The sequence below is a fragment of the Alkalibacterium sp. s-m-28 genome (assembly GCF_054658175.1).
The window spans coordinates 1-268 of record NZ_BAAGIQ010000372.1; the positions used below are offsets into that span (position 1 = coordinate 1).

Consider the following 268-nt stretch of genomic DNA (forward strand, 5'->3'; position numbering starts at 1 on the left):
TTAGTTGAACGGAAGATCGGGATTGATTTGGGTATTTCGGATTTTGCGGTCACCACCAATGATTTAGGGGAGACTGAGAAGCACAAAAATCCAAAACCTCTTTACAAGTCCGAAAAGAAGCTGAAGAAAGCGCAACGGTCGTTATCCCTCAAACAAAAAGGCGGTAAGAACCGCAATAAAGCACGCATTCAAGTGGCCAAAAAGCACGAGAAGATTGCCAATCAGCGCAAAGATTTCTTGCACAAACTATCCAAAAAGATTACAGACG

General features: G+C 42.9%; 1 protein-coding gene. It reads left to right on the forward strand.

Going from position 1 to position 268, the window contains the following annotated elements; all coding sequences use genetic code 11:
• Positions 1 to 268 (forward strand): transposase (locus ACYQ4S_RS12660; protein WP_459771537.1); only part of this gene is annotated, 268 nt, incomplete at both ends.